Origin of the sequence: Symmachiella dynata (assembly GCF_007747995.1) — a bacterium.
Taxonomy (GTDB): domain Bacteria; phylum Planctomycetota; class Planctomycetia; order Planctomycetales; family Planctomycetaceae; genus Symmachiella; species Symmachiella dynata.
In genome coordinates this window covers 22,532-47,107 of record NZ_CP036276.1, presented here as the reverse complement: position 1 = coordinate 47,107, position 24,576 = coordinate 22,532, and the positions used below count along the sequence as shown (strand labels likewise).

The 24,576-nt window shown below is 56.3% G+C and carries 16 protein-coding genes; 9 read left to right on the top strand and 7 right to left on the bottom strand.

Annotated elements, in window-relative coordinates; genetic code table 11:
- Positions 1 to 58 precede the first annotated feature (58 nt).
- The 3 genes from Mal52_RS00160 to metF all read right to left on the bottom strand — a co-directional run bounded on the left by Mal52_RS00160 (position 59) and on the right by metF (position 7,145).
- The gene (locus tag Mal52_RS00160) at positions 59 to 2,029 is read right to left on the bottom strand and encodes a S16 family serine protease (protein WP_145373604.1); all 1,971 of its coding nucleotides are present in this window, start codon (positions 2,027 to 2,029) and stop codon (positions 59 to 61) included.
- Positions 2,030 to 2,202: 173 nt separating this feature from the next.
- Positions 2,203 to 5,904, bottom strand: coding sequence for a methionine synthase (metH, locus tag Mal52_RS00155; RefSeq protein WP_145380475.1), 3,702 nt, complete (start codon positions 5,902 to 5,904; stop codon positions 2,203 to 2,205).
- Between the two features lie 362 nt (positions 5,905 to 6,266).
- Complete coding sequence (metF, locus tag Mal52_RS00150; protein ID WP_145373603.1) at positions 6,267 to 7,145, bottom strand: methylenetetrahydrofolate reductase [NAD(P)H]; 879 nt, start codon at positions 7,143 to 7,145, stop codon at positions 6,267 to 6,269.
- A 551-nt stretch (positions 7,146 to 7,696) separates the two neighbouring features.
- On the opposite strand from metF, the gene Mal52_RS00145 reads away from it, so the two are divergent.
- From Mal52_RS00145 to Mal52_RS00135, 3 genes are all read left to right on the top strand, one after another.
- Entirely contained in the window at positions 7,697 to 10,378 is a 2,682-nt protein-coding gene (locus tag Mal52_RS00145; RefSeq protein ID WP_145373602.1) for a zinc-dependent metalloprotease, read from the top strand.
- Positions 10,379 to 10,522: 144 nt separating this feature from the next.
- Positions 10,523 to 12,049 (top strand): hypothetical protein, encoded by a 1,527-nt coding sequence (locus Mal52_RS00140; protein WP_145373601.1) that lies wholly within the window; start codon positions 10,523 to 10,525, stop codon positions 12,047 to 12,049.
- A gap of 247 nt (positions 12,050 to 12,296) precedes the next feature.
- A complete protein-coding gene (locus tag Mal52_RS00135; protein ID WP_145373600.1) occupies positions 12,297 to 13,100 on the top strand; it encodes a hypothetical protein in 804 nt (267 codons plus the stop codon).
- 85 nt (positions 13,101 to 13,185) lie between these two features.
- Here the strand turns inward: Mal52_RS00135 and aroH are convergent, their stop codons facing one another.
- Positions 13,186 to 13,557: a chorismate mutase gene (gene aroH, locus Mal52_RS00130; RefSeq protein ID WP_145373599.1), complete on the bottom strand. Its 372-nt coding sequence runs from the start codon at positions 13,555 to 13,557 to the stop codon at positions 13,186 to 13,188.
- Between the two features lie 400 nt (positions 13,558 to 13,957).
- On the opposite strand from aroH, the gene lpxD reads away from it, so the two are divergent.
- The 6 genes from lpxD to Mal52_RS00100 all read left to right on the top strand — a co-directional run bounded on the left by lpxD (position 13,958) and on the right by Mal52_RS00100 (position 20,733).
- On the top strand, positions 13,958 to 15,046 hold the full coding sequence (lpxD, locus tag Mal52_RS00125; RefSeq protein WP_197534566.1) for a UDP-3-O-(3-hydroxymyristoyl)glucosamine N-acyltransferase: 1,089 nt from the start codon (positions 13,958 to 13,960) through the stop codon (positions 15,044 to 15,046).
- A gap of 40 nt (positions 15,047 to 15,086) precedes the next feature.
- On the top strand, positions 15,087 to 16,001 hold the full coding sequence (locus Mal52_RS00120; RefSeq protein WP_231962486.1) for an LpxI family protein: 915 nt from the start codon (positions 15,087 to 15,089) through the stop codon (positions 15,999 to 16,001).
- A gap of 789 nt (positions 16,002 to 16,790) precedes the next feature.
- Entirely contained in the window at positions 16,791 to 17,252 is a 462-nt protein-coding gene (gene nrdR, locus Mal52_RS00115; protein ID WP_145373597.1) for a transcriptional regulator NrdR, read from the top strand.
- 15 nt (positions 17,253 to 17,267) lie between these two features.
- Positions 17,268 to 18,644, top strand: coding sequence for a VanZ family protein (locus Mal52_RS00110; RefSeq protein ID WP_145373596.1), 1,377 nt, complete (start codon positions 17,268 to 17,270; stop codon positions 18,642 to 18,644).
- Positions 18,645 to 18,748: 104 nt separating this feature from the next.
- Positions 18,749 to 19,729 (top strand): NADPH:quinone oxidoreductase family protein, encoded by a 981-nt coding sequence (locus Mal52_RS00105; RefSeq protein WP_145373595.1) that lies wholly within the window; start codon positions 18,749 to 18,751, stop codon positions 19,727 to 19,729.
- Positions 19,730 to 20,289: 560 nt separating this feature from the next.
- Positions 20,290 to 20,733 (top strand): helix-turn-helix domain-containing protein, encoded by a 444-nt coding sequence (locus Mal52_RS00100; protein WP_145373594.1) that lies wholly within the window; start codon positions 20,290 to 20,292, stop codon positions 20,731 to 20,733.
- A 99-nt stretch (positions 20,734 to 20,832) separates the two neighbouring features.
- On the opposite strand, the gene Mal52_RS00095 is transcribed toward Mal52_RS00100, so the two are convergent.
- The 3 genes from Mal52_RS00095 to Mal52_RS00085 all read right to left on the bottom strand — a co-directional run bounded on the left by Mal52_RS00095 (position 20,833) and on the right by Mal52_RS00085 (position 24,529).
- Positions 20,833 to 21,219 carry a hypothetical protein gene (locus tag Mal52_RS00095; protein WP_145373593.1) on the bottom strand — a complete coding sequence of 129 codons (387 nt, stop codon included), beginning with the start codon at positions 21,217 to 21,219 and terminating at the stop codon, positions 20,833 to 20,835.
- A gap of 50 nt (positions 21,220 to 21,269) precedes the next feature.
- Positions 21,270 to 21,650, bottom strand: a complete 381-nt coding sequence (locus Mal52_RS00090) for an STAS domain-containing protein (RefSeq protein ID WP_145373592.1) — start codon at positions 21,648 to 21,650, stop codon at positions 21,270 to 21,272.
- 89 nt (positions 21,651 to 21,739) lie between these two features.
- Positions 21,740 to 24,529: a HEAT repeat domain-containing protein gene (locus Mal52_RS00085; RefSeq protein ID WP_145373591.1), complete on the bottom strand. Its 2,790-nt coding sequence runs from the start codon at positions 24,527 to 24,529 to the stop codon at positions 21,740 to 21,742.
- Between the last annotated feature and the right edge of the window lie 47 nt (positions 24,530 to 24,576).

Below are 24,576 nucleotides of genomic sequence, written 5' to 3'. Positions count from 1 at the left end.
GAGGCGATGTCCGCACCAACGCAGTTGATCAAACAACCGGCAGACTTTGCGCGGAGGTTTATTCCTCAGAGGGTGGCGGAATCGGCGCCGGCAGGGGGGCGGGCAGCGGGGCTGGCTGGGGCACATCGAGTTCGGGCACATGGTCGCCGGCAGCTAACCGTTGCAGCACCTGTGCTAGCACGTTGGTGGTGAAGTAATACCCCAAAGCTTCGATCCGATCGGTGGCGCTGCGACCTTCGTAGATGCGTGCGATGGAGAAAATCTGCAGGCAAGTCGTTTGATCGATGCCGGCATCGCCTAGCCCGGTAATCGCGCGTTGAGCTTGGTCTTTCGAGTCGTCCAACCAATCTTCCAATGCCCGCTCACGTTTGAGCCGCACGAAATTGTAGTTGTCGTCCAATTCCACCCCCAGCGAGTAGTATTTGGCGATCAGCATCGCCGCCCGCGTATGCAGTCCAATCGCCGCTGCCAATCGCGCGTATTCCAGTTGTTTTCCTTCGCCAAAATACTTGGGCAGGCTGGGAATGATCTGTTTCATGCCCAACTGGGCCATGGCATATGCCGGGTCGCTCAGCGATAAGGCGGCAATGGCTGCGTCGTTGTTGAGTTTGTATTTTTTGGCGACCTTCTTCACCTCAAGCTCGTTGACCATCGACAACCCAGCTTCAGTACTTCGCAAAAAGAATTTCGAAAGTTCATTCACCGGCGCGCCTTCGGGAATCGGTGTTCCTTCATAACTATCCGCCAGTTCGAGATAATCGCGAGCCAGCTTCATGTTCAGCCAACAGACAACGTGCTGTTCGGCAACCGCCACGATCCAAACACCCGCGACGTCCGGATCGTCCGGCAAATTTTCACGGATGACATTTGCCAGACTGCGGTAGCACAGCCCCGTGAAAAACGCGTTGCAGGCTTCCATATAGATCGAGAGTTGATCGAACGTCAGCGGTCGATAAAAACGGATGGCCGCCGCCGTCGTGTCGACTTCCTTTTCCAACCACTGGTCTTGGAACATCAATTTGACAGCCGCATCGCGGCCATAGGCGTTGTTGGAGTAATGATACCGTCCAACTTCATGCGCCACCCAAGCCAAGGCGGCCGACCACGCGGCGTCCCAGTATGCGGGTGCGAACTGTCCTTCGACCAACAGCGAATTGATTTGTTTGTTAATTTTATCCGCCGAAGCCAACTGTTGGTTAGCGTACTCGGGATGCCCGAAATCAGGCCAAGAGACATATTTCTCACGGGCCGATTTGTACAACTTGTTCCACCGGGGAATATGTTTGAGCACATGCTTGCTCATCTTCGGCGAGACCGTCGGCAACTCCTTGGCTTCCGGACGGGGAAGCGGCTTGCCCGTGAAAATCTTGTAAGCCGTCCAGATGTCATTGACCGGAATGACCTTCACCCCGATGTTTTCTCCGTGCCCGATCAGATCGACGATCTCTTTGGTCCGCGGGTCGAGTTCCAACCGACTGTGCGCGGGAATCAACACAGTCGTTTTGCCCGCCCGGGCAGCCCCTTCGATCTTAAACGGAATCCCACCCACCGGACCGATCATGCCATCGGGATTGATCGTGCCGGTCATCGTCACATCGTCGCGCAGCGGATCACCCAGGACGGCCGAAAGCACACCAATCGTCAACAAAGCGCCGGCGCTGGGACCGTCGATCTTGCCTTCCACCGTGAACGTGGCTTGCATCGCCTGCGGATTAAAATCGAGTAACTGCGCCGCTGTGAGTGAAGCCTGCCAGGCTGCCGCACGCCACATGGGACTGGCGCCGGACAATTTGTCTTCAAAAATTCCAATACGAATTTCGCCCTCAGGAGCTCCCCCGACCGTAATCGGTATGGAATGACATACGCCAAACGGAGTGTCATCACCCGCCCGTATCCCATAGGCCAGCGGATAGACTGTGACCTTGGAGATGGGGGTGACAGCCGCCTCTTCCCCAGCAGAAAACCCGGTACCAGGCAGCACCGCCGTCAACAGCAAGAGGATCAGGCCCGTGGTTGAGAGTCGCATCATTGCAAGCAGCCTTTCGCGCGGATTGACGGTGATCGAAGCGTTCAGTGCCCATGCAACAACCACCCCGACTGTTGCCCCACTGCGCAGACCCCCAGCTTAAACGACGCCAGTACCGAAAGCAATATTTGCGCACAGCGACCCGAGTCGCTCAACCTGCACAGAGAGCGCCGTGACTACGCCTCATACCCCAAATTCGGCGACAACCAACGCTCAACTTCCGCCAACGGCATCCCCTTGCGAGCAGCGTACGCTTCGGCTTGATCTTTGGTAATCCGGTCGACGGAGAAATACCGTGCCTGCGGATGCGCGAAGTACAGTCCCGACACAGCCGCTGCGGGAAGCATGGCGAAGTTTTCCGTCAGTTCGATACCCGTCTGCGCTTCCGCATCGAGCAGATCAAACAAAATCCGCTTCTCTGTATGGTCGGGGCAGGCGGGGTAACCCGGCGCGGGTCGGATGCCGCGGTATTTCTCGGCAATCAAATCGTCGCTCGATAGTTCCTCGACAGCTCCAAATCCCCAATCCCGCCGCGCTTGCTGGTGCAGCAACTCGGCAAACGCCTCCGCCAAGCGATCCGCCAGCGCCTTGGTCATGATCGATTGATAGTCGTCGAGTTCCGCTTCACATTTTGCCACGATCGGACCAATTCCCAAACCAGCCGTCACAGCAAAGGCCCCCAGGTAATCGATGCGGCCGCTCTCCAGCGGAGCGATGAAATCAGACAGCGCAAAATAATGCTCCTGCCCCTTCCGCTCCCATTGTTGCCGCAGCGTATGGAACCGCGTGACCTCCTCGCTGCGGGATTCGTCGGTGTAGAGCACGATGTCATCGCCCACGGAATTGGCCGGCCAAAAACCATACACACCCGCCGCATGCAGTTGTTTCCCGGCAATCAATTCCGCCAAGGATTCCTGGGCCGAGTCGAACAACTTACGCGCCTCGACGCCCATGTTCGGGTCGTCGAGGATTTTGGGATACTTGCCGCGCAGTTCCCAGGTCTGGAAAAAGGGTGACCAGTCGATAAAGGGAACGATCTTCTCCAACGGAAAATCTTTCAGCACCTTGGTGCCGGTAAAACTCGGTTGTTGGATTTCGGCACTCGACCAATCCGTGGGAAATCGCGCCGCGACCGCTTCGTCATATGAAATCAGTTTCTTTTGCTGCCGTGCGGCAAACATTTCGCGGTCACGCTGTTGGGCAGCGCGGTTCTTCGCATCGAACTCCGCCTTCTTATCTGTATCGAGAATGTTTTCCATCACCGGCACCGACAGCGACGCATCGCCCACATGCGCAACGATCTGATCGTATTGCGTCGCAATTTTAACGGCCGTATGTTTCGCACTCGTCGTCGCTCCACCGACAATCAACGGAATCTTCAATCCACGCCGCTGCATCTCCTTGGCAACGTGCGCCATCTCGTCGAGCGACGGTGTAATCAATCCGCTCAGTCCAATCAGGTCGGCGCCGATTTCGATCGCCTTGTCAATGATTTTGTCAGCTGCGACCATCACGCCTAGGTCGACGATGTCAAAGTTGTTACAGCGCAGCACGACCGCCACGATGTTTTTGCCAATATCGTGTACGTCCCCTTTGACGGTGGCAATCACCATCGTGCCGCGGGCTTTTTCGTCCGCGATGCCCAGATCAATTTTCTCTTGCTCCATATACGGCGTCAGGTAGGCCACTGAGCGTTTCATCACGCGGGCACTTTTAACGACCTGCGGCAAGAACATTTTTCCGGTACCAAATAGCTCACCCACGACCGCCATACCGTCCATCAACGGTCCCTGAATCACGTGCAGCGGGCGGCTGTATTTTTGCCGGGCTTCTTCTGTATCTTCGTCAATAAAATCGGTAATGCCTTTGAGCAATGCATGCTTGAGCCGTTCCTCAACCGATTCCTCGCGCCAAGCGGCCGTTTTCACTTCGGCCTGACCTGTCGCTTGATCCTTGATCTGCTCGGCGTAATCAATCAGCCGCTCCGTCGCATCCTCACGGCGATTGAGCAGCACATCTTCGACGTACTCCAACAACGTCGGCTCGATTTCTTCATAGACCTCCAATTGGCCGGCATTGACGATGCCCATGTCCAACCCGGCCGAAATCGCGTGATACAAAAACGCCGCGTTGATGGCTTCGCGGACAACGTTATTGCCGCGAAACGAGAACGAAACATTACTCACGCCGCCGGAAGTCTTCGCACCGGGACATTGTTGTTTGATCTGTCGGACCGCTTCAATAAATTCGACAGCATAGTTGGCATGCTCTTCCATCCCCGTTCCGACGGTCAGAATGTTGGCATCGAAGATGATGTCCTCAGCCGGGAAACCGATTTTTTGTGTCAGCAGGTCATAGGCACGTTTGCAGATTTCGACTTTCCGCTGCGCATCGGCCGCTTGGCCTTCTTCATCAAACGCCATCACAACAGCGGCGGCGCCGTAGGCATGAATTTTACGCGCCTGCTCCAAAAAGAGCTCTTCCCCCTCCTTGAGGCTGATTGAATTTACGACCGCTTTGCCTTGCACGCATTTCAAGCCCGCTTCGATGACCGACCATTTGGAACTGTCGATCATGATCGGTACGCGGGAGATATCTGGCTCAGCGGCGACAAGATTCAAGAACTTGGCCATCACTGCTGCACTGTCGATCAGACCTTCATCCATGTTGATGTCGATCATGTTCGCGCCCCCCTCGACCTGATCGCGAGCGACACTGAGCGCTTCGTCGTATTTTTCCTCCTTGATCAGCCGCGCAAACTTTCGCGAACCGGTGACGTTGGTCCGCTCGCCGATCATGATGAAGTTCGTCTCAGGACGAATCTCCAGCAGTTCCAAGCCGCTGTAGGTCGAACACTTGGAAACTGTCGGAACCGGTCGGGGTCGAATGTCAGCGACCGCGTCGGCGATTTTGCGGATGTGCGCCGGTGTGCTGCCGCAACAACCACCCACGATGTTCAACCAACCATTGTCAGCGAATTCTCGCAGCGTCTTGGCCATCTCCGCAGGCGTCATATCGAATTCGCCCATTTCATTGGGCAGCCCCGCATTGGGGTAACAACTCACGTAGAACGGCGCAATCTGCGAAATCGACTCCAAGTAGGGCCGCATCTTCTCCGGACCGAGCGCGCAGTTCAACCCAATACTGAGCATGTCGAAATGCGAGATGCTGGTCCAAAACGCCTCGATCGTTTGGCCGGTCATCGTGCGACCGCTATCGTCGGTGATCGTCCCGGAAATCATCACCGGTAGGCTGACATCGTGTTCGCGAAAATACTTATCGATCGCGAACAGGCAAGCCTTCATGTTCAACGTATCAAACGCCGTTTCCGGCAACAAAATATCCGCTCCACCATCGATCAACCCCCGCAGTTGCTCGGTGTATCCCTCAACCACTTCGTCGAAGGTCACCAACCGTTTGCCGGGATCGTTCACATCCGGGGAGACCGACAACGACCGGTTCATGGGACCGATGCTGCCGGCGACGAAACGAGGTTTGTCAGGCGTCAACTCCGTGAACTCTTCGGTCGCCCGCCGCGCGATTTCTACCGCCGTCTTGTTGAGTTCGTAGGTGTATTGCTCTAGGTCGTATTCTTTCAGCGAGACCCCGTTGGCATTGAAGGTATCCGTCAGAATAATATCCGCGCCCGCTTCAAGATATTGCCGATGAATCCCTTCGATCATCGCCGGCTGTGTGAGCACCAGAATATCGTTGCAGTTTTTCAAATCACTATGGTGATCGGCAAACCGCGCGCCGCGATAATCCTCTTCACTGGGACGTTCGGCGAGAATCAACGACCCCATCGCACCGTCAAGTACGAGAATTCGCTGTTGCAACAACTCACGAAGTTGAGCGGCGGTATCGGAAACAGCAGTCATAGATGCCATAAAATTGCGACCATAAAAACGCGCGAATTAGAAAAATGTAAAGACTCCGAGAGGGCGAGACTCCCGCCGAGCCGTCAATGTACGACAACCAATGGCTTGTCACGATTTTATTATTTAGACTGGGTGCCACTGGCTTCGCCAGTGCAACTTCAAAAGTGTGCGATGCTTGCAAAACACTGGCAAAGCCAGTGGCACCCTCGTATTGAAATCTGAGGATACCCTAAGTCGCGAGCAGTCACGTAGGGTGCGTCGCGACGCACCTTTCTATGTAGTACGAATAACCATCCCCCGAAAACAGCTCAACAGAAGTTTAGCCTGCTCGAAGGTTCTGACATCGGTGCCCGCATATCGGTTCATGTCGCCGTTTGATAATCCAGCGCATTAAGGATCGCTTCGCAGGCTTTCGATTTGTTCAAGGCATAAAAATGAATGCCGGGAACGCCGTTGTCCATCAGCTCGCGACATTGCCCGACGGCGTACTCCACACCGATATCAAATTGCGCCTGTTCGTCGTCCTGGGCTGCTTCCAGTTTGGTTGCCAATGTCTCTGGAAACGCCGCGCCGCACATTTTTGTAATCCGTTTGATCCGCTCGAAATTCGTAATCGGCATGATGCCTGGAATCAGCGGTACGGTAATCCCGGCCTGTTCGTACCGACGGCGAAATTCGAAAAAATGCTTGTTGGCAAAAAACAACTGTGTAAACACCGCATCGGCACCAGCGTCGACCTTGCGGCGAAGGTTCACCAGATCCTCGTCAGCGTTGGGCGCCTCAGGGTGGATTTCCGGATACCCGGCGACACCGATTCCCTGATCAGGTAATTCACCGCGAATCAATTCGACCAATTCGTTGGCATGCCGCAACCCACCCTCGACATGCGGAAAGGTCTCCGCCCCGGCCGGTGCGTCGCCGCGGAGTGCCATGATGTTTTTCACCCCCCGTTGCCGCGCTTCGTTGAGCCACTGATGCAATTCCTCACGTGTCGCACCCACACACGTCAGATGAGCGGTCGCGGGCAAAGCAAATCGCATTTGAATTTCGGCGCACAGATCGATGGTCCGCGTCCGGGTGCTGCCGCCAGCGCCATAGGTACAAGAAACGAAGGCGGGACGATAATCGACCAACCGTTGCAGATTTTCAAAAAGCGCAGCATCACCCGCTTCGGTTTTGGGGGGGAAAATCTCGATCGACAACCGAAATTCCCCATGACTATAGATATCCCGCATCCGCATGTGCCTCGTTCCTGTCGTTCATTTCCCCTCCGCACTGCCCCCCGTAGTTGTAAACTCACGAAACAGAGGCATCTCCCAATGGGCGGTCGAACACTAGTTTACGCCAATTGCCGCACTGCTGTAAACGAAATGCTGCCTCTTCTCACCGGACACGGCGAAGAGTCGGCGGCGGTGTGCTGAGAAGCGGTTCGAACGGAATCTTATGTTGGACAGCAGGTTAGGACAAGATCCGTGGCAACGGACTGGGATGGTGACTCGCTCAAACGAACCGCGGTGGGCTAGAAATTCTTACAAAATTTCCAAAGATCTTACCGCGCAAACGCTTACATCCTGTCGTACTTATACAACAGACTGTCCATGTCACGGAAATTGCATCACCACCCCAACATTCCAACTTCCAGTGGCATAAAGTATTGTTGTCACGTAGAATAGAGCAAACGCACGACTTATTCCGATTGGTGCGATTCCCCCCTATTTCCCAGATTGGGCAACATCCCGACCTTCGGGTTCACCGATCGTCGCGTCTCACGAATATTTGGAGAGTGAAGACTATGTTAAAACCATGCGCCTGGTCGCTCGTTATCGCCATATTGGCCGCTTCGAGCCCGTTGTATGCCGCTGAGGCCGCGGCGGCTAAGAAAGAGTCGAAATTCGACAAACAGATCAAGGATAAAACCAAGATCGAAGGCATGTGGACCATGTACCACAAAGACCAAAAACTTTTGGTCGATCTCAAAGCCAGCGACCTGGGCAAGGAATATCTGATCTCGACCTCGATCGCCAAAGGCATCGGCGTCGGTTCCGTTCTCGGAGGCATGAGCTGGGGATTCGGCGACGACGCACTCTGGACATTCAAAAAAGTAGGCGACAAAATCCACGTGATTCGCCGCAATGTCCGCTACAAAGCCAGCAAAAAGGGGCCAACCGCCGACGCCCTCAAACTGGCGTTCAGCGACAGCGTCCTCTACGCATTGCCGATTCTGGATACCGACCGTTCCAGCCACTTGGTCGATGTGTCCAAGATTTTCATGAGCGACGATGCCGGCATCGGCCGTTCGATTGGCTATGCCTTTGCTTCGGACCGGTCGACCTGGGAGAAGGTCAAGGCGTTTGAGAAAAACGTCGAACTGCGCGTTGCCGCCGTTTATCAAGGCCGTGGCACGTCCGATGCGATTGTCGATCCCCGCGGTGTGACCGTGCAAGTCCATCACAGCATCAGCGAACTGGGGAAATCGGATTATAAGCCGCGTCTCGCGGACGACCGCGTGGGCTATTTCACCACAGTGATTAAGGACTTCTCCAGCGACGAAGATGAGCACTTTATTCGTTACATCAATCGCTGGAATCTGCAAAAAGAAGACGACAAAGGGCCGACCTCCGTCCCCAAGAAACAAATTACCTTCTTCATCGAAGAAACCGTTCCCCACCGCTGGCTCCCCTATGTCCTGGAGGGATTCAAGGAATGGAACAAAGCCTTCGAGAAGCTCGGCTATTATGAAGCAATCAACGTCCGACGGCAGGGAGAAGCAGGCTTCGACTTCGATCCCGAAGACATCCGCTACAACACCTTCCGCTGGATCACAGCTGAGGCCGGTTTCGCGATGGGGCCGTCACGGGTGAATCCCAAAACGGGCGAAATCCTCGACGCCGATATCATTTTCGACGCCGATTTCCTGAAATATTGGTCGACCAAATATGAAACGTTCTCCTCCAATGACGTCGCCATGATGATGGGGGGCGATCCGCTGACCAATGAGGAATTGCCGATCGGCCAATTCCTCAATCAACGGCACAAGAGTGCGGCGCAACCTCATGAATTAACGCAACACCGTCATCTACCCGGCCAAGGTTGTTCGCTTTGCAACGGATTGCAACACCAAATGGGCTTTTCGGCCGCCGTATTGATGTCGCGGACCGGCGCTGTGAAAAAAGGCGAACTCCCCGAGGAATTCATCGGCCAAGCACTCAAAGAAGTCGTCATGCACGAAGTCGGGCACACGCTCGGGTTACGGCACAACTTCAAAGCGAGCGCCTGGAAGACACTGGAAGAAATCAACGATCCCGAAAAAGGGGCCGCTGAAGGAACCGTGTCGAGCGTGATGGATTACACACCGGCCAATATCGTCCCCAAAGGACAAAAGCAAGGTTTGTACTTCCCGCAAACGATCGGACCTTATGACTACTGGGCCATCGAATACGGCTACTCCGACAAAAAAGGTGATGAACTCAAAGCCGTTGCAGCGCGTTCCACCGAACCAGCTTTGGATTTCGCCACCGATGAAGACACCCGCAGTTACGATTCCGATCCACTGTCAAATCGCTTCGACTTGGGCAAAGACCCGTTGGAATTTGCTCAACGGCAAATGGCAACCGCTGCCAGTCTCTGGCCGGAAGTTGTGGAGACAACCGTGGAAGATGGCGACGGCTACCAACGTGCCCGCCAAGCATTTGGCATGTTGTTCAGCGAATACTGGCGAACCGCCTACTTCGCCGCACGCTTCCCCGGCGGCGTGTACGTCAACCGCGACCACAAAGGTTCCAAGGACGCACGGGCTCCCTATGAACTGGTCGAACCGGAACGGCAACGAGCCGCGATGAAACTGTTGGCCGAATCGGCCTTCAGCACGCAAAACTTCCCGCCGGAGATCTTGAATTACCTGGCAGCCACGCGGTGGAATCACTGGGGCGTCCGGAATTACATCCGCTTGGATTATCCGATTCACGAATTCGTGGCGATGATGCAATCGCGGATTTTGTACCGGCTCTTGCACCAAATCACGTTGGCCCGACTGCTCGACAGCGAGTTGAAGGTCCCCGAAGGGGCTGATGTCTACACGTTGGCCGAACACCTGCGAACCTTGGTCCAGGCCTGTTTCAGCGAGTGGCAACCCCAAGAAGCCGGAGGCGAATTTACGAATCGTAAACCGTATATCTCCAGTTTCCGCCGCAACCTGCAACGCTTAGCGGTCAAGCAATTCGCCGACGTCGTCAATATGCCGGGAACGTCCATGTGGACACTGACCAGCCCGTTTCGACTGAGCGGCGTGGATATGCCCGAAGATGCACGGACGTTGGCCCGCTTGCATCTGGCCGATTTGGACCGCCAAATCACAGCCGTGTTGGGTAAGGAAAACCTGAAATTGGACGACTATTCCCGCGCCCACTTGCAGGATTGCCAAGAGCGGATTCGCAAGACGCTCAATTCCCAAGTTCAAATCCGCTCCGTCGACTGACGGTCGCGGCTGTTGAAGAAACGCACGAACCCCGCCATCACACGGCGGGGTTTTTTTAGTAGGCAACAGAAGTCCATGACTTGGCAATTACCTCTAAGAGCAATAGTGGTTTGATCTCCGGGCCGCGTCATTCATAATGTGAAAATGAAATCCTTTCGCTTCATCGTCTTACTCACCCTATTGTCGCTCCTCGTCACGGGCGCAATTTGGTTCACCGACATTCCCCTGGGTATTCCCGGTGAGTGGGTGTGGGATCGCATCGGTCCCCCGCTCGATTGGGGCTTGACCCTCATCATGGCTGGCGTCTGCGGGGCGATTTATTTTACCTATGTCTGGACAGGCGAAGCCCGCATCGCCAAATGCCGGGGTCTCGAAACCGGACTGTGGTTGTGCGGAATGGTCCTGCTCGGATTTGGCTGGCTGTGGGTGGCACAAGACGCGGCGCCGGCGGACCGGCGATTTTCCAAGACCGCCTGGGTCCTCTACTATCCGGGCGCATCGGGTTACTTCACCATGGCCCGAGATCATGAACAAGACTTCGATGAATTCCTCAGCGGCTACGAAACCTTGATGGCCGAGGGAGACGTGCTGCATGTGGGAACGCATCCACCGGGACTGTTCATCGCTTATCATTGGCTGATCGAAACTTGCCGCTCGTCCCCCAACCTGACCGCATGGCTTCGCTTTACCGAACCGGCGTCGTTCTCCGACGCGATGGACCTCATCGCCCAAAAGTACGCAAGCACCCCGCAGGCAATGCGTCCCGAACATCGAGCCGCCATCTGGTTGGCGGCGCTGCTCACGCAATTCACGGCGGCAGCAACCGTCATCCCGTTGTTCCTGCTGATCCTCCGAGACTTCACCAAGCAGACCGCCTGGCTCGCGGTCTCGTTGTGGCCGACAGTCCCGGCACTGGCGTTGTTTCTGCCCAAATCGGACGCGCTCTATCCGTTGCTGGGGGTTTTGATTTGGTACTTCTGGCTCACCGGCTGGGAACAACGTTCCGCCTGGAGAAGTCTACTCGCCGGCGGCATTTTGTTGATCGGATTGAGTTGTAGCTTGGCGATCATTCCGGTGTGGGTCGGATTGGGCATCATCACACTCTGGCGCGGTTGGTTGTGCAATCCGGAACAGCGCGTGCCGGGCGCTATGGCCAAACTTTGGTTTAGCAAGACCTGGGCAGCCATCGGATTCCTCTTGCCGGGAGTCGCACTGTGGTGGGTCACCGGCATCAACTTACTCACGGTTTGGATTTGGAATTATCGCAACCATGCCGGCTTTTATGCCGAATACCCCCGCACCTATTGGAAATGGTTGGCCGTGAATCCACTGGAGTTTTGTATCGCCGCCGGCATCCCTTTAGCCTGCTGTGCGATCCTCGGCGGACTGCGAATGCTCCGCCCCGGTTATCGCGCGCGACTCGCCGGACTCGTCTGGACCTGTTTGTGCGTGGGGGGACTATTGTGGATCAGCGGCAAAAACATGGGCGAGCTAGCCCGGCTGTGGATCCTGCTGATGCCCTGGCTGGTGTGGCTGGCCGCAGGAAGCCTCGCCATCGACAGTGAACCAAGTTCCCTGCCAAAACGCAGTCGCTGGGCTGCCGTGTTCGTCCTGCAATTGGCGGTGGGAATCGCCATGCTGATGCGCGTGCACGGTTTTCAAATGCCGTAGGCCGAACAGACCGCAAGACCACCCCATCCGCCAGGATCGGGATATTCGCCATAGGCGAATTGCGCCGCTCGACGTTCCGCACAGTCTCGCCAGTGGGTGCAGAAAGTCCCCTGCGATGGCGGTCAGACGCGCCGAATTCCGATATCGTCTAACAAAGGCAAAGCTGACTTCCTCAGCGAACGCGACGGGCCGGGAATCGCCGGCTGATTCTCGCTGTGGATTCTGGGATGTTTGAAGGAATGAGATTGTGAAACCAGTATTTCGATCGACAGTGCTTTTTGCACTCTTCACCGCTTTCACCTGCGGCTGTGGTGGCGAAGAGATTGTGCACACCACCAAGGGAATCGACGAAAAGGTTTCGCCCGCAGAGTTTGAATCGTTCCAATCGATCATCAACAGCCTGCCGGACAAAAAGCTCCCGGAGATTCCCTCGACATTGCTTCCGCGGCCCCACTGGACGCAGGAACGCACGCTGCCGATTCAAGACTTGATTCGCCAAGAGAACGACGCCTTCGAAGACCGCTGGTCAGTGGAACTCATCGCCCGGCAACTGCCGATCAACAAACAGTTTATGCGCGCGCTGCGGCGCGAGCAGATGACCCCCGAGCAGTTTGTGAGCTTAACACTGACTCTCGGAGCGGCACTCACAGCCGATGCAACGGACGAGCGGAATGATTTGGCGGCGATTGTTGCGGCGGGAGAACAACACGTCACCATTCTGACCGCCGACAAAACGGCGTTCTCCTCACTGAGCGACGTCCGCGCCCACGAAATCTTGACCCAAGCCGCTTGGTTAACAGTCGTCAACCGGGCCAAGGTGCTGCTGCAGGTGCCGCCGGAAAACCTGCAACTGGTCCGCAAACACCGCGAATGGCTCGATGCCGCATTTCCAGCCGATCTCACACAAGATCCACTGGCCGACCTGACAAACGTCATGCACGAACGCGGAATCCCCTTCGAAGAGATGCCCGAGAGTGGTTCCGACGAGCACATCGAATGGAGCACCAAGACAGCCATCATCGGCGAGATATCGGTCGACGCCGCGTTTTAGACGCCGGTAACAAACCAAACGTCGGGTGCCACTGCTGACTTGCCCAGCAGTGCGATTGCCCTCCACCCGTACTCACACATCATCGCTACTGAGCGCTACTCATATCCGGGCGAAGTTTCTGAGCCTCGCGCAGGTAGACGTGTGTGATTTCTTGTTGCGACCGGTCGGTGTTGATGTGCATCAGGACGCGGATGCAGCGGGGCATCGCTCCCGGGACAGCGATTTCCGTAGCGCACAACAACGGGACCAGGTCCATACCCAATTCACGGGCGGCTGCGGCGGGAAAGGCCGAGGTCAAATCGTGCGAAGTCGTCAAAAACACCGACGCCAACTCGTCGAACTGCTCAACCTGGTTGGCTTTGAGCACCGCGATCAGCAATTCGCGCGTAGCGGCACGGATTTCTTCGGGGGTATCGATGTCGACGGTCGTGGCGCCGCGAATTCCTCTGACGGGCATGACGATATTCATTTCCACTAAAAACGACCGCTCCCAGCCGGGAGGCGGACAACTTTTGAGATAATCACCCAGTATCGCAAATCCGCGGCGGCCGGGCAATCGCCGTTGGCCGTTTCTAGCCCCGAATCACGGAAACTGCGGCTGATCCCAAAACAGGTCTTGCGTTACTTTTGAGATTTCGCGTACAAACCCCATGAGCGGAGTCCTGCGCGGTCCCTGTACCTGTGACGGCTCCCTTTGAAAATGTCTCTCATCAACATTGGAGAAATTGGAAAGCATCTAGCCCACACGGACGAGGCTTACCAAATTTTCTCAACGGGATACTCGAGTCACTCAAATTATTCACGGACGATGGCGACAAAACTGATGTCGCTCGTTTGAAATGGAAAGGAATCCATCGATGTCCGCGACAATCGCTGAATTGGCTGCGTTAGTCGGTGGCGAGGTCCAAGGCGATGCCGGCCAAGAAATCACCGGCGCCCAATCGACAGTCGACGCCTGTGCCCAAGACATTACCTTTGCGATCGACGAAGCCAACTTGCGGCTCCTCCCGCAAAGCGCCGCCGGCGCTGCGTTGATCTCCAAGTCGTTGGCCGATGCCGCCACGACAGCAACCCTGTCGATCCCGCTGATTTTTGTCGAGGATCCGCTGACCGCCTTTTGCAGCGTGCTGGAACATTTCCGACCGCGGCGGCCGCGACTCGAAATCGGCGTCTCCCCCCAAGCCTATGTCGACCCGACCGCCACCATCGGTCCCGGGACGAACGTCTATCCAGGCGCGTCGATCGGGGCTGAGACGATCATCGGCAGCAATTGCGACATTCATCCCGGCGTCTCGATCGGAGCCGGTTGCCAGATCGGCGACGGGTGTACGCTGTATGCCAATGTCGTGCTCTACGATCAAGTCACACTGGGCGATCGCGTGATCCTGCATGCGACCGCTGTCTTGGGAGCGGACGGATTCGGTTACCAATTCAAAAACGGCGCGTTTGAAAAAATTCCCCAACTGGGAACAGTGATCATCGAAGACGACGTCGAAATCGGTGCCGGGACCACGATCGACCGGGCCATGATTGGTGCGACAAAAATCGGCCACGGTACCAAACTCGACAATCAAATCATGATCGGCCACAACTGCGTGCTGGGCGCGCACAACGTGTTTGCCTCACAGGTCGGTTTCGCCGGATCGGTGACCACAGGCGACTATGTGATGTGTGCCGGCCAAGTCGGTGTCGCCGATCACGTGCATATCGGCGACGGCGCCAAGCTGGCATCCAAGTCGGGCGTACACAAAGATCTGCCGGGCGGACAAGCCTACGTCGGACAGCCGGTGCAGCCTGAACGGGACGGCATGCGTTCGATCATGGCCATGCAAAAGCTGCCGGAAATGGCGCGGCGCGTGCGAAAAATGGAATCACGAATTGAAGACGTGGCGGAATTGTTATCGCAATTGGGTGACGACAACTCACCGTTAGCCAAGGCGGGATAACAGGTCATTCACGCTTCGTTCACAAAATCCAAAAAAACACTTGTTAGTTCATCACAGCGACATGGATAGTTCCAACAACAACATACCATCAAGTTCGCCGCAAAGCATCGGCTTGCTGGCGGGCGCGGGTCGGTTCCCCTTCGTCTTCGCACAAGCGGCGCGGCGGCAAGGCATTTCCGTACACGCTGTTGGCGTGCTCGGCATGGCCTCAGAGGAGTTGGCCGACGTTTGCGACACGTATGTGGGCGTGGCCATCTCTAAGGTCGGCAAAGCCATTCGCCGTTTCAAAAAAGTCGGCGTCGATCGTGCGGTCATGGCCGGCAAGATCGAAAAGGTCGTGCTCTTTCACCCCTACCGCTGGTTACGGATGATTCCCGACTGGCGGGCCGCACACATGTTGATGACGTACGCCGCACGCGATAAAAAAGACGACACCTTATTGTTAGCCGTGATCAAAGAGTTCGCGCGCGACAATATCATTTTTGAATCCGCCCTGAATTACTGTCCGGAGATCGTCGTGAAACATGGATTCCTCACGAAAAAACGACCTAGCCCTTCGCAATGGAAAGATATCAACTTTGGCTGGGAGTTGGCCAAGGAGATGGGCCGGTTAGATGTCGGCCAAAGTATCGCCGTCCGCGAAACAGCCGTGTTAGCCGTCGAAGCCATCGAAGGGACAGACGAGGCGATCCGTCGGGCTGGGGAGTTGTGCAAAAAAGGGGGGTTCACCGTGGTCAAAGTCGCCAAGCCTCAACAGGACATGCGGTTTGACGTTCCCACTGTCGGCATCCAAACAATACAAATCATGCATGAGTCCGGGGCCAAAGTATTGGCCATCGAAAGTGACAAAACCATCCTGCTCGACGAACAAGAGGTCGTGCAACTGGCCAATAAATTCGGGATTACCATCGTCTCACTCAACGCCGAAGAAGTCCGGCTCAAACAGTGCGCGTAAGGAAATCCAAATTGGAAAGCGTCGGAACGTAAAACCCCAAACCGACGGCTTGCCGTCGTACACAGCGATCCCATCAAGAAATGCATCCTGGCGGAATCCAATACAAACAGACAGTTGATTGAACGAAATTTTGTACAAGACAACGTTATAGACCCATTGGTGACGGTTTCTGTGGAAGGCCGCTTTTTGCGGGCTCCTCTAATGTAGAAGTGGTCGGGTCACCCCGCTGATCCGACAAAAACATGGTGAGACCTGAGAGACCTCACTGTGCCTTAAGTTGAGAGATTTTTAACCCACCCCACGAATTCACTTCCCCAATCCCCTCAAGTCGACTCGTAAAATTCACCGACCCTGAAACCGTCACCTTTTTCTTCTCTCGCCTCGCATGGCACACCGGTCACAGACCGCGTCGCTGCTTCCAGACCAAATGGGCGCGCCCCCCAGGGCGACGCCCATTTTTAGTTGACATATGTGCAACAGCAGCTCCGGCACGAGGCTCTGCCAGCGACGTTCTCCACGTCAGAAACGGTCGCCCGAGCTTGACGGGGGCAATCCCTCTGGAAAACAGTCTGCGCATCAGCTACGCTAGTACTTGGCGGATAACGAGTTGGGAGATTTCTCCACCGGAAACCCATCCGGCGCCGTTTCCGATGGAGAAATGTTCTCGAGTTTGCCTAGATCCAGTTTCAAAACCTGGGTGCGCCTGTCGTCGCGACTGTGAATCACAACATTCGCGTGACGCATCCGTCGGATTTGAAACGACCTGTAGATATGCGGAGTACGCTTCTCATGAAGTGTCCTTTTTGCCACCACGACGAAACCAAAGTCACCGATTCACGAGCCAGTCAGGATCACGCAATTCGCCGGAGACGCGAATGCCTGGACTGCGGCCGCCGTTTTACGACCTATGAAAAAGTCGAAGAAGCGCCCCTCAAGGTGATTAAAAAGGATGGCAACCGCGTCCCCTTTGATCGGCACAACATTCGCGCCGGACTAGAAAAGGCCTGCTTCAAACGACCGGTCAGCGACGAGCAGATCGAGGAAATCGTCAACAAAGTCGAAACGGACGTCTATCAGAATTTTGAACGCGAGGTCCCCTCACCCTACATCGGCGAGCGTGTGTTCAATATCCTCCGCGGCGTCGATCAAGTCGCCTTTGTGCGCTTCGCCTCGGTCTACCGGGAATTCAAGGACGTCAACGACTTCGTCGAAGAACTGGAACCGATGCTCCGCGACCCGGACCGGCGGTGAGGTAGGACTCGTAATATGCCCAGCCCTGTCGTCGCTCCTGCTCCGCGGCGCACTCACTACGCCGCATTGGCTTTGTTCTTCATAACCATCGCGGTGTACGGATCCTGGGTGCCGTTTGAAACCATCACGCTCTCCACCGCTGAGGCCTGGGAGATCATCCGGGCCGAGCCGCTGATTGCCTTCGGACGCATCGACCGCTCCGACTGGGCCACCAATGTGCTGTTGTTTGTGCCCATCAGCTTTTGCCTGTTGGGCGCCTCGAGTGTCGATCGCCGCCGCCCGTTGCATTGGTGGCTATCGATCCCCACGATTCTTGTCGGATGTTTGGCACTGAGCATTTGTCTCGAGGTCGGACAACTTTGGCTGCCCAAACGTTACTACTCCAACGCCGACATCATTGCGCAATGCCTCGGCGCCATGATCGGGATCGGTTTGTGGTGGTATGCCGGCGAAACCATTACGACCTGGTTACGGACCTATTCGGGACAAACCGGAACCCGGCGGCAGATCAGTTGGCTATTGCAGGCCTATCTCGCAGGGCTGGTGATTTATGCCGTCCTGCCACTGAATCTGACCATCCATCCAGAAGAACTTTACGAAAAACTCGTCAGCAACCGGTTTGTGTTGATTCCCTTTTCACAAACGCAATGGAATTGGCAGACGCTCGGCGAATTCTCCACCGATGTCTTAGTCTTCGTGCCGGTCGGCGCCTTGGCGGCCATTGGTTGGTTACCACCTGGACGAACGCTACGGTCGTTACCTGAGAGTATCTTCGTCGGGGCGGGAATCGTGCTCCTGGTCGAACTTTGCCAACTGCCGGTCATGTCCCGCTTCACCGATGCCACCGACTTGATAACCGGCACGATCGGCGTCGCCAGCGGGGCGGCGATCACGCATGCACTCATGCCGCGAAATCAATCAGCAACAGCGCCATACTCGGGATTGCGAACTTGGCATTGGCTGTTGATCACGGGAATTTATTCGCTGATCCTCGTCATATACTTTTCACTCCCCTTTGAACTGATCGAAGACCGCACACTGGTGCGTGAACGATTTCAACAGATGCTGCGCGTCCCAGGCGCCAGTTTATTGACGGTTTCCCAATTCCGCGCGCTGACAGAAATACTGCGAAAAACCTTGCTCTTCCTGCCGCTGGGCGCGATCTTGGCGCGGACGGTCTACTATCCGACAGCCACGCGCAAAACCCGCTGGATGCTCTGGACAGCGTGCCTGATCTATACCATGGCGCTGGGCATGTTGATTGAGGTCGCGCAAGTGCCCAACAGCCACCACACCCCCGACGTGTCCGATGCCCTGCTCTGCACCATAGGCGCAGCGGTCGGCTTAATAGTGACCGCACGTTTGTTGCGGCACCATCACGAGTCCGCATAAACGATCGTCTCCTGCATGGGACTTCGTCGCGACAGTGCCTACAATGACATTGCGTCAATAGGCATCGTCATTCGGGTACCGCCGGAAAGGCAAGGTGAGTCGCTATGAAAGCCGTGTTGTGTAAATCCTATGGACCGCCGGAAAACTTAACCCTCGAAGAGATCCCCGATCCACAACCCGCTACCGGGCAAGTGCTGATCGATATCCATGCTGCGGGTTTGAATTTTCCCGACACGCTGCAGATCGCCGGAAAGTATCAATTCCAACCCCCGTTCCCATTCATCCCGGGAGCCGAAGTTGCCGGGACCATTGCCCAGGTGGGTGAAGGCGTGACCGACTTTCAGGTCGGCAATCGCGTCATGGCACTGCCGGGAATCGGCGGCATGGCTCAGCGCGTCGTGGCGGACGCAACAGCGGTCGACCCGATACCCGATGCCATGGACTTCGAAACAGCTGCCGGATTTGGGTTGATCTACCACACCTCATATCACGCTCTCAAACAACGCGCTGATTTGCAACCCGGAGAAACGCTGTTGGTGCTGGGCGCTAGCGGCGGGGTCGGATTGGCTGCGGTCGAGATCGGCAAAGCATTCGGCGCACGCGTCATCGCCGCCGCGAGCACCGATGAAAAATTGGCGATCGCCCAACAGCACGGCGCGGACGAGTTGATCAACTACGGCGATGGAGCGCTCAAGGACAAAGTCAAGAATCTGACCGGCGGCAAAGGAGCCGATGTCATTTATGACCCAGTCGGAGGAGACCTGTTTGATCAAGCAACCCGCTGCGTGAATTGGAAAGGGCGGATTCTCGTCGTCGGTTTCACGAGCGGCACGATCCCCAAATACCCCACCAACTTGGCGCTGCTCAAAGGCTGCCAACTGGTCGGCGTCTTCTGGGGCGACTTCCGCCGCCGAGAACCGGAACTCTGCCGAAAAAATTGCGCAGAGCTATTCGACCTGTACGAACAAGGCCGCCTCAAGCCATTGATATCACAGGTTTTCCCACTTGAGCAATATGTCGAGGCGCTGAACGTCTTTATCAACCGCCAAGCAGTCGGCAAGATCGTGCTGGGAATCGAGCGCTGAGTGTGCGAGTGCTTGCGACAAATTGAGAAACGCACATCACTAGCGGTAATGCCGATTCTATCGGTCTTGATCACGACACGGACTTTGGGCACAAGCTCTACGCCGAAGGCGTTAGACATCATAGCCTAGGGTCGCGAACGGAGTGAGCGCACCCTAGGTTTGATCGCGTCCTCAGCTTTGCCCAACCCTGAAGGGGTTGTCCACTCGTTGATTCACCCCGATATCGGCCGTTTTTCCCAATGAAAAACCCTTTCAGGGTTTGGGCGACGTCGATACCCTTCCCACCCAGGGTGGCGCGGCTTTGCCGCTTACCCTGGGCTAGAATGTGCAACCCCTACGGGGGAGCGGCTGTCGGCACAACGCCACGATTTTCTCGGAAAATCGCTAAATCTTGCCAGTTTTTCTGCCGGTTGAGCCTCCCTCCGTCGCGTGATGTGTAAGGACGTGCGGGCACACCGCTATCCAAATGAGACCAACTCGCGGGTACGTCGTGCCCGCGAGTGGTCCGGTGGACTTTCTAATAGCCCCTTATTCGTTTCATTGCGCGGAGGAACCATATAATGTCTCGAGGATTATCTTACCAGCAGATATTTACGCTGCGTTATATCGCAGCCTGCAACGACCGTTGTGATTGTTTGATTCACTTGTACGAAGCCTGGGGACAACATCTCCACACCAGTGACGATCCGGAGAACGATATTAAGGCCGGCGACTTGAATAAGAACTTCGCCAGCGCCTCGTTCGCCCTCTCCATTCGCGGCTTAGAACGCCGTGGATTGATTACCCGCGAAACGTTAGCCCGCGACCGTCGCCGAACGTGCTTGGTATTGACCGAACAAGGCAAAGAAAAGGCAACCGCCTACCACAATGTCCGTTTCGGTGACGAAATCGACCAACGCCTCAAGCGGGCCGCGCATGGTCCACCGCGTGACACTTCATGGCATTCCAGTGGACACAAAGTAGACGGTCCCCACATCGGGGTCGAAAACGGTTCACGCGTTTGAGCGGCGACTCCACCATAGCGGATGCCACGAGCAAAACCGTCGACGAGATTTCGTCGACGGTTTTTTGTTTGCTTCGGCCCGAGCGATGATTCGTCTCGCTTACGGCTGCTCCAACTCATACGAATCTTCCGGAGTCATCAGCGGAAGATCGTGCATTTGTTCTAACGGCCGTGGCGCCTGGGGCCAGTCGTCCCTGAAAAAAGGGATTTCCTGCGACCAATCACAGTCATGAAGTTCCGTCCCCAGCTGTTTAAATCGCTCGCGTGTGATTTCCTGCCATTCGTGAATGCAGCTTTCTTTGCCAGCACCGGCAAATTCCTTGATCGGACCCTTGGTGAAAATGCCACCCTGTAGACTTCCGCACTTTTCGCAATAGAAGTAACAATCTCCGCTCGCTTTTTCCCAATCGGGCGAGCGGTCGAATTGTGATGCGCACGAACACAACAATGCGACGATTGCCAGCATAAATAGATGATTGCGACGCATTTCACCTCCATGTCGTTCGGGGCGCCAGTTTCACGGGCCCTAGCCGCCCGTCACCCCGCCAGCGCTTCCAGTGCCTCTTCGCGGTCTTCGTAGATCGCCCACAGCGTGTCCAGAGCTGTCACCGACAACAACTCCTTGGCCATTTCGCTCGCGCCGCACAGGACCAATTCTCCGCCGGCGCTTTTGACGAATTTGTGACATCGCAATAACAGCGACAAAAAGACCGAGCCGAAGTAGCTCACTTCGCTCAGGTCGAAGACGACCATCGGGACTTCCAGGTCCCGCAACGGCGTCATCACAATGTCGGCCGCCTGTTCGATCAAATCCCATTGCATCGACTCCACGTCCGTCGCCGGGATGATCAACACGCAGCCGCCGTGATACTCGATTTGAAAGCTTTCGCTTTGCGGATTGTCGGAAGCATCGCTCATGAGATTTATCCTTTCGTTCTGCCAACGGCAAAACAGGGTTGCGTCCATTTCAAAAAGGTCATGATCAAATCTAATCCTGCGGACAGGCATCAACGGGATATGGCGCCTGCCATCGCCGCCTGTCCGGCTGGTTGTGGCCGATTATATCCGTTTCCGGCCGATTGTGGGGAATTTGTCGGAAATTTTCGCCGACGTTGCTCCCACCAACCGTGCCAAGTCGCTGCTTGTTGCTGGGGAGTCGCCAAACGATTCAACTCCGCCGGGTGTTCTTCGGCCGGAATCAAGGCTTCAATCGCCCGCAGCGCTGCTTGATGCACTTCAGGCCGTGCCTCTCGGTCCAGCCACAGCACATCGATCAATCGGTCCACAAAACGGGTCTGGCCGGTGGCCGCCATCACATTGATGGCCGCAACACGCGTCCGCCAATCGCCGGAATAACTGATTCGATTCAATTCGTCCAGTCCGCCGGGATCCAACAGCCGCGCCATGCTGCCGACAACCGCCATATGTTTTTCACCCGTGAAGGACGTCATCAGCCGCCTGAGGCCAATCAATGTCACATTGCCTTTGTCATCCACCTGGTCTTCCAGAACCCGTTGATTGCGACATTGTCCGACGGCCCGGATCGCCGTCAGTTGCACCATCGGGTTGGAGTCCTGAAACAGCGCCTGCATCCAAACGGCGAAATCGGGCCGTCCATGTTTCAACACATAGTCGCAACCATGCTGCCGCACATCGGGCCAACGATGATTGACCGCCAGTTGCACAATGCGGGTGACCGGTTCGCTGGTATCCTGCTCGACGGCGGCGATCACATCGCGCCAAACCACGGTGTCCTCTTCGCGAACCAACAGTTCAGACAATTGTTCCAAAACGATATCCGGCAAGGTGCGCGCATTTCCGATTTTACGCAAGTCCGCCGCTGCGGCGCGACGGCGTTTGACGTCCGCATCGCCCATCCGCAACAGCGCATCGTATTCGGGCGCCAAGTGCGGGAGAATTTCGCGCAACAGAAAAGACCGCGCCGCTGGTTCGCTACGGTGATACACCTTCTCCACCGACGACATGTCCTCCGGTTTCAGACGTCGGAACCACTCGATTTCAAAGCCTCCAGCCGCCGCGCCACCCAGACTGACAGCGGTTTTTAAACGTTGGGCGATTTCCTCCACCCGCTCGGTATCGACGCGCGTCAGTGATTCCACCCGCGCCTGGGAAGCCTCGTGCAGCGGTGGATAGGCGATTCCCGCTGTCGCCGCAATTTGCGTGGCGCGGTCGCACCGCAACGAGTACTCATCATCCGGGCGGAACGGCGGGACCACGACGCCCGTCCGGCGGGCAAAGGCCGCCAAACTGTTATCCCGCGTTTGATAATTTCCATCCACTCCCGCGTGCAATAGCAACGGCAACAGCAACGCATCGGGCCAGTGTTTCACCCCTTCGACCGCCGCCACTTGCACGGAGAATACGTCGTCGGTCAACAGGTCAGCCATTGCTGCAGCCGATGCGGCGGTGGGAAACATCGCCAGTTGTCGCGCCAGTTCTTCCCGCACGCGTGCATCTTCATCGCCGACGTAACCGACAAGTTCCGTATCCCCAAAGGCGGCCAATCCTTGAATGGCCGTTTTGCGCAACAATGACTCGCGCGTCATGTACTCTCGTAATTCGCCGCGTGCTTCTTTGTTCTGCAGCACGCCCAGATTTTGCAGCGCGCGGTGTTGCACGTCGCTATTGGAATCGGCAATCTGTTTCGACAAGACCTCCAAAGCACGCGAATCTTTCGTGATCGCCAACAACAACCCGAACCCATTCCGGACCCAGGGATCGTTGTCGTCTTCACAATTCCACAACGTTCGCGGCCAGACAGTATCATCGTGCAGGTTTACCGGCTCCTCAGATGCGGCTTGTTGGGTCATTGCATAATGCACGCATGCGTCGATAGCGGCGCGATGCAATTCCTGTCGCCGCAAGTCACCACCGGAAGCTTGCGGACCGGTCTGCGGCGGACGATTCAAGAGTGCTGCCAGTTCGCGAATCCGCACCGGAGCAACCCGGCGACCAATACCGCGAATCAATTCGCCTTCCACCGACATGGGCAAATCGTCTTTCAAAATCTGCCGCGCATCTCGACCACGTCGCATGTCGTCCAGCAAATGCCCCGGCAGCGCCATCGCCGTTTCGCCATCGGTTTCAGCGGTCGCCAAAACCAGACACCACGCCTCGGCTGCGGCGGCCCGCATATCGGGAGAGATCGGCCGCGGTGCTTTTCCGATTACGATTGTAGATTTCTTGTTCTCGCCGTTGCGGTCGTCGCCAATCATCGGTGGATCACCAACCAGTTGCGCCAAGACCGTCACAAACGGCCGCGCGGATCGGGCGTCGCGGTGTGCTAACAGGATCGCCGCATTCCACCCCACCAAATCGTCGCGATGGGCAATGATCGACAGTTGCGTGATCGCTTCCCGTTCGATTGCCGAGCGCGGATCCGTCGATGCCGCTACCGAATCCTGATTGCCCTCGGTGTAATAAGCAGCAATCACATCTTCCACCATGAACAAGGGCTTGCCGGTGGCGACCGCTGGACGAAACAACCACCGCGGCAGCTCCGGCGCAGCCCGCAGACCAAGCAGCGGCGATCCCGGTTCCGTGACCGGCGACCATTCATGATTCGCCGTCCAGGCATCGGCATTGAGCGTATCGGCAATCGCATCGGTCAGTCGAGACGTCGCCGGGGTTGGATCCGACAACACTGCAAAGCGGTTTCGCAACGTCTCCACGTCGAACATCTGGCAACCGGCGAGCGACAGGCAAGCAGCGCAGACCGCGATCACCAACGTCCCGTGGACGCCCGGTAGCATTTGGTTGACCAACGACGGCTTCATAGCCCAACTGCCGAAAGTGTTGACTGATCCTGATGCAGACCGCCGAT

What these genes read in the sequence shown, in the direction of transcription:
- Mal52_RS00160 (WP_145373604.1), bottom strand. Translation starts at nt 2,029, where the DNA reads ATGATGCGACTCTCAACCACGGGCCTGATCCTCTTGCTGTTGACGGCG.
- metH (WP_145380475.1), bottom strand. Translation starts at nt 5,904, where the DNA reads ATGACTGCTGTTTCCGATACCGCCGCTCAACTTCGTGAGTTGTTGCAA.
- metF (WP_145373603.1), bottom strand. Translation starts at nt 7,145, where the DNA reads ATGCGGATGCGGGATATCTATAGTCATGGGGAATTTCGGTTGTCGATC.
- Mal52_RS00145 (WP_145373602.1), top strand. Translation starts at nt 7,697, where the DNA reads ATGTTAAAACCATGCGCCTGGTCGCTCGTTATCGCCATATTGGCCGCT.
- Mal52_RS00140 (WP_145373601.1), top strand. Translation starts at nt 10,523, where the DNA reads ATGAAATCCTTTCGCTTCATCGTCTTACTCACCCTATTGTCGCTCCTC.
- aroH (WP_145373599.1), bottom strand. Translation starts at nt 13,557, where the DNA reads ATGCCCGTCAGAGGAATTCGCGGCGCCACGACCGTCGACATCGATACC.
- lpxD (WP_197534566.1), top strand. Translation starts at nt 13,958, where the DNA reads ATGTCCGCGACAATCGCTGAATTGGCTGCGTTAGTCGGTGGCGAGGTC.
- nrdR (WP_145373597.1), top strand. Translation starts at nt 16,791, where the DNA reads ATGAAGTGTCCTTTTTGCCACCACGACGAAACCAAAGTCACCGATTCA.
- Mal52_RS00110 (WP_145373596.1), top strand. Translation starts at nt 17,268, where the DNA reads ATGCCCAGCCCTGTCGTCGCTCCTGCTCCGCGGCGCACTCACTACGCC.
- Mal52_RS00105 (WP_145373595.1), top strand. Translation starts at nt 18,749, where the DNA reads ATGAAAGCCGTGTTGTGTAAATCCTATGGACCGCCGGAAAACTTAACC.
- Mal52_RS00100 (WP_145373594.1), top strand. Translation starts at nt 20,290, where the DNA reads ATGTCTCGAGGATTATCTTACCAGCAGATATTTACGCTGCGTTATATC.
- Mal52_RS00095 (WP_145373593.1), bottom strand. Translation starts at nt 21,219, where the DNA reads ATGCGTCGCAATCATCTATTTATGCTGGCAATCGTCGCATTGTTGTGT.
- Mal52_RS00090 (WP_145373592.1), bottom strand. Translation starts at nt 21,650, where the DNA reads ATGAGCGATGCTTCCGACAATCCGCAAAGCGAAAGCTTTCAAATCGAG.
- Mal52_RS00085 (WP_145373591.1), bottom strand. Translation starts at nt 24,529, where the DNA reads ATGAAGCCGTCGTTGGTCAACCAAATGCTACCGGGCGTCCACGGGACG.